This is a genomic window from Micromonospora phytophila, from assembly GCF_023656545.1.
GTDB classification, from domain to species: Bacteria; Actinomycetota; Actinomycetes; order Mycobacteriales; family Micromonosporaceae; genus Micromonospora; species Micromonospora phytophila.
Genome location: NZ_JAMOKF010000378.1, coordinates 1 through 4,737 on the forward strand (window position 1 = coordinate 1; position 4,737 = coordinate 4,737).

Genomic DNA, 4,737 nt, shown 5'->3' on the forward strand with positions numbered 1-4,737 from the left:
CAGCCAGCGGCGACGACCGGCGGCGCCGGCGGTCGGGGCGGCGTCGGTGCCCCTGCGCTGCGCCGGCACCGGCGGGCGGCCGTTGCCGGCGACCGCGTCCCAGGCCAGGGCGAGCAGCACGCCGACCGCCGCCACCACCACCAGTGCCAGCCGGGTCGGCATCATCATCTCGACCAGCGGCAGGTCGTCGGGGACGTAGGCCCAGGGGCCGTCCGTCGCGGTCTCCACCCCGCCCAGGCGCACCTTCGGGCCGATCGAGGCCACGGTGAAGACGACCACCAGCACCGCCAGGATCCGGGCCACGAACGACCGGCGGATCAGCAGCGCCAGGGCCACCACCGACAGCAGCACCAGCGGCCAACCGAACCAGGTGTTCTGCTCGGTCAGGCCGATGGTCTGCTCCACCGCCTCGTCTCCGGCGACGGTGTCGCGGGCGTAGGTGACGAAGGCCGCCAGGTCCTCGCCCCAGTTGTGGAACACCCCGCCCTGCAACCCGCGGTAGGACTGCGGGCCGTTGAACTGGAACCAGATCGGGTAGGCGGTCAACAGCAGGGCCAACCCGCCGCCCACGCCGAGCGCGGCGGCGAAGGTGCCGGCCACCGCCAGCGTCCGCGCCGGCCGCATGATCGCGTACGCGACCACGGCGACCAGGCAGGCCAGCGCGGTGAGCAGCAGCATCTCCTCGTTGATGAAGATCTGGTACGCCACCAGCAGGCCGAGCACGACGCCGTTGCGCCGCCACCGGCCGGGCTCGCCCAGCCGGAACACGCGCACCACGATCAGCGGCAGCAGGAAGTTGGAGACGAAGTTGGGTTGGCCGTTCGCGTGGTGCACGATGCCGGGCGCGAAGCCGAGGAATGCGCCGCCGACGAAGGCCGCCGCGCGGGAGCGCACCAGGTGCCGCGAGAGCATCCAGTAGGACGTGCCGGCGGTGGCGGCCAGCGCGCCGCCCAGGTAGAGCGCGTACATCACCTGGGGGCCGAGCAGCATGGTCAGCGGCGCCAGCGGCAGCGTCACCCCGAGCAGCGAGGTGTTCGCCATCATGTTCACCCCGTCGGGGGCGTTCTGCCGGGCGGTGAAGAGCGGGTTCTCCAGGTGCCGCACGGAGTACGCGCCGTGCTGGAAGAGCCACTCGAACCAGCTGTGGTCGGTCGGCAGGTGCGACGACACCCGGTTCTGCACGTCCACCCAGTAGTTGAGGCACACGAAAACGCCGAGCAGCACATAGGCTCCGATGGCCAGCACGTCGGCGCGCGCGGGCCTTGGTCGGTGCCACCGTGTCGGCGCGGCCGCGGCGGGCGCGACGGCGACGGATCCGGGCACGGACTTCAGCGAGGGGTCTACCACGGGCACAGCCACGACGGGCCATCGTACAGGCGGGGCCGGGGCGCCCCGGCCGCAGCGGTGCGACCCGGCCGGGTCGGCGCGCTGCCCCGGTCGTCCGTCCGACGGCTGGCCGAGGGAGGGTGGGCGTGGTCGTCATCGATCTCGGTGAGCTGCGCGACGACACCGGGAACGGTCCACCGGGCCGCCGCCCGCCGCGGGCCACGGGCCGGGCGGTCCGGTCGGTGGCGGCGCTGCTGCTGGCCCTGGTGACGCTGGCCGGTGCGGCGCTGCAGCCGGAGCGGACCGCCGCCGCCGTGCCGGCCCGCCCCGGCGCCGAGGCGCACCTGGTCGGCGACCGGCTGTTCGTGGTCGAACCCGCCGACGCGGACGTCGACGGATCCCGGCAACTGGTCGCGTACGCCCTGCCGGAGGCCTCCGGCGCGCTCGCGCCGCTGTGGCGCACGCCGGTGCCGGGCGACGGCCCGTTCCACAGCACGCTCGTGCGCGCCGGCCTGGTGCTGCTCAGCGCGCCGGCCACCGGCGACGGGAGATACCAGACGTCCGCCTTCGAGCTGGCCACCGGCCGGTGGCGGTGGCAGCAGCCGGGTTTCCCCGTCGCGGACGTCGACGACGACGTGCTGTTGTTCGTGGACTCCGACGCGTCGCAGCCCGGCACGGTGCGGGCCGTGGAGCTGCCCACCGGCCGTGCCCGCTGGTCCGTCCCCGTACCGCCGGAGGGCGCGGATCTCCGGCTCGGGGGCGAGTTCACCGACGGGATCGTGCTGGTCCCGTCCCCGGGGCAGGTCGAGGTCTGGGACGCGGGCAGCGGCGTGAAGCTGCGCAGCGCGAAGTTCCGCCCCGACGAGCTGTCGTCGTCCCGGCGGATGCAGGTGGTCGACGACCTGCTGCTGGCCATCGACAACAACGCGACGACGGTGACCGCGTACGGGCTGGAGGGGCTGGACCACCGTTGGTCGGCGCGACTGTCCCTGGTGACCGGCCTGAGCTCCTGCGGCGACCTGCTCTGCGCGTACGGGCAGAGCGGGGGGATGTGGGCGCTCGACCCGGCGACGGGCCGGACCCGGTGGAGTGACCGGCGGTGGTGGTGGACGGCGGCCGAGAGCGGTGGTCGGCTGCTCGTCGGCACCCCCGGCGCCGGGGACGCCGCCACGCTCGCGGTGGTGGAGGCCGCGACCGGTCGGGTCACCGCGGAGCTGGGCTCCTGGGAGCTGGTGGGCTGGCGCCACGGCGAGCACGACGGGCCGCTGATTGGGGTGCGCCGGAGCCCGGACGGGCGGCTGCTGGTCGCCCAGCTGGACGTCGCGGCGGCCCGGGTCGAGCTGCTCGACGTGCTCGTGGACGCCTCCGGCGCCTGCCAGGCGGGCGGCGACGTGCTGCTCTGCCGGCGGACGGACGGGGCGTTCGGGCTCTGGCGACTGGACCGGTGAGCCGGTGTCCATCATCGAGCTCGGCGAGCTGCGGCACGGCGACGAGCCCGAGCCGGAGCGCCCGCCGCCCCGTCGGGCTCCAGCGGCCCGGCCGTTGCGCGCCATGCTGCTGCTCGCGGTCGTCCTCCTGACGCTCGCCGGATCCACGCCCGGGCCCGCCCACCGGCGGTACACCGCGGTGCCCGGCGGGCAGGGCGCAATCTTCCTGATCGACGCCGACCGGCTGATCGTGGGGGACGGGCCCGACGGTGTGGCCGGCATGCGGCGTCAGGTGGCTGCGTACCGGTTGCCCGACGGCGAGCCGCTCTGGCGGCTGCCCCTGCCCGACGGCGACCACCTGTTGGGCTTCACCGCCCTGCCGCGAGGGGTGCTGCTCTTCGCCAGCAGCCCGGCCGGCGCCGGTGAACCGTCGTCGACGGCGGTGGACGTGGAGACGGGGACGGTGCGCTGGAAACAACCGGGTTACGCCGTACCAACCCAGGACGGCGGGGTGCTGTTCGAGCTGCGCCGGGCCGACGGGACCGGCACGCTGCGCGGGGTCGACCCGGCGTCGGGATCCCCGCGCTGGTCGCTGCCGATGCCGCCGCTCGGCGTGACGTACCGCCAGGGCGACCACGGGGTCGACCGGATCGTGCTGGTCGCCCCCTCGGGCCGGGTGGAGGTCCGGGACCCCACCTCCGGAGTGCTGCTGCGGGCCGGCCGCGTTGCGTCGCCGGTCGACGGACTGTCGTACCAGTTCACCCAGGTCGTCGGCGATCTGCTGCTGACCGGCGACGGACCGGGGACGGTCACCGCGCACGGCCTCGACGGGCTGGACCGCCGCTGGAGCATCCCCGTCGACCCCCGGCGCGGCGCCTACTTCGGGGAGTGCGGCGCCGCGCTCTGCCTGCACACCGCCGAGGCCGGGGTGCGGCTGCTCGACCCGGTCACCGGGCGCACCCGGTGGACCGACGACAGCCTGCACACCGCCGAGGCCGGGGTGCGGCTGCTCGACCCGGTCACCGGGCGCACCCGGTGGACCGACGACCGCTGGTCGGCCCTCTGGTGGATCGACGGGCGGCTGGTCGGGGTCGGGACGGCGCAGGGGCGGGAGGCGGAGCTGGCGATCCTGGACCCGGGCACCGGCCGGGTGACCGGGCGACTCGGCCGCTGGCGGTTGGCCGGGGCGGACCTGACCGAACGGCCCCTGATCGGGCTCCGGCTGCTGCCCGACGGCCGGCAGTTGATGGCCGAGCTGGACCCGGCGACCGGCGAGACCCGGGTGCGCGACGTGCTGCGCGACTCGTGGGACTTCTGCGCGGTCCGGGCGGGCGTCCTGGTCTGCCGTCGGCTGGACGGGACGCTGGGCGTCTGGCCGCCGGGCCGGTGAATCACCAGTTGGCCTGCGCCGGCGGCGGGGGCAGCGGCACCTCGGGCGGACGCAGCACGTACGCCACCCCGCCGCTGCCGGTCTGCCAGGCCGCCTCGAACCGGTCCCGGTCCACAATGCGGCGGACCGCCTCGTCGTCCGGCGCGTACGGGTCGTTGAGCACCGGCTCGCCGGTGGCGGTGAAGCCGACCAGCACCATCAGGTGCCCGGCGGTGTCGTAGTCCAGCCCGGCCACCTCGCCGGCCCGGAACGCGGCGGAGACCACCAGCGGGATGCCGGCGGCCACGAACGCCTCCGCCTCGGCCAGCGACCGCAGCCGGGTGACGAAGGCGTCCAACCCGTGCAGCCCGGCGTACGCGGTGTTGAACGGCCAGTTCCCGGCCCCGGCGTAGGCGTGGTCGAAGCAGTGCCGGGCGGCGTGCACCACGACCGGTCGGGGCCCGGCGGGGGCGACCCAGGCGTACCGCTTCTCCCGCGGCGCGGCGCCCCAGTACGCGAGCACCATCGAGATGCAGGTGGGGCTGCACCAGGAGTCCCCGCCGCCACCCCACTGCGGGTGCGCGCCGGCGTGCAGGCGCTGCGAGTAGCGCGGCA

Annotated in this window: 4 protein-coding genes; 2 read left to right on the plus strand and 2 right to left on the minus strand. The window is 75.5% G+C overall.

The annotated features are described in order from the left end of the window. Nucleotides 1-1,359, minus strand: a 1,359-nt coding sequence (locus NCC78_RS27720; protein WP_372495220.1) for a DUF6311 domain-containing protein, incomplete at its 3' end; no start/stop codon positions are given. A gap of 113 nt (nt 1,360-1,472) precedes the next feature. Between NCC78_RS27720 and NCC78_RS27725 the strand changes: the two genes are divergently transcribed. Then, nucleotides 1,473-2,774 carry an outer membrane protein assembly factor BamB family protein gene (locus tag NCC78_RS27725; RefSeq protein ID WP_250798175.1) on the plus strand — a complete coding sequence of 434 codons (1,302 nt, stop codon included), beginning with the start codon at nt 1,473-1,475 and terminating at the stop codon, nt 2,772-2,774. Nucleotides 2,775-2,778: 4 nt separating this feature from the next. Beyond that, nucleotides 2,779-4,143 carry an outer membrane protein assembly factor BamB family protein gene (locus NCC78_RS27730; RefSeq protein ID WP_250798176.1) on the plus strand — a complete coding sequence of 455 codons (1,365 nt, stop codon included), beginning with the start codon at nt 2,779-2,781 and terminating at the stop codon, nt 4,141-4,143. Nucleotide 4,144: 1 nt separating this feature from the next. Here the strand turns inward: NCC78_RS27730 and NCC78_RS27735 are convergent. Beyond that, nucleotides 4,145-4,737 (minus strand): C39 family peptidase (locus tag NCC78_RS27735; protein WP_250798177.1); only part of this gene is annotated, 593 nt, incomplete at its 5' end.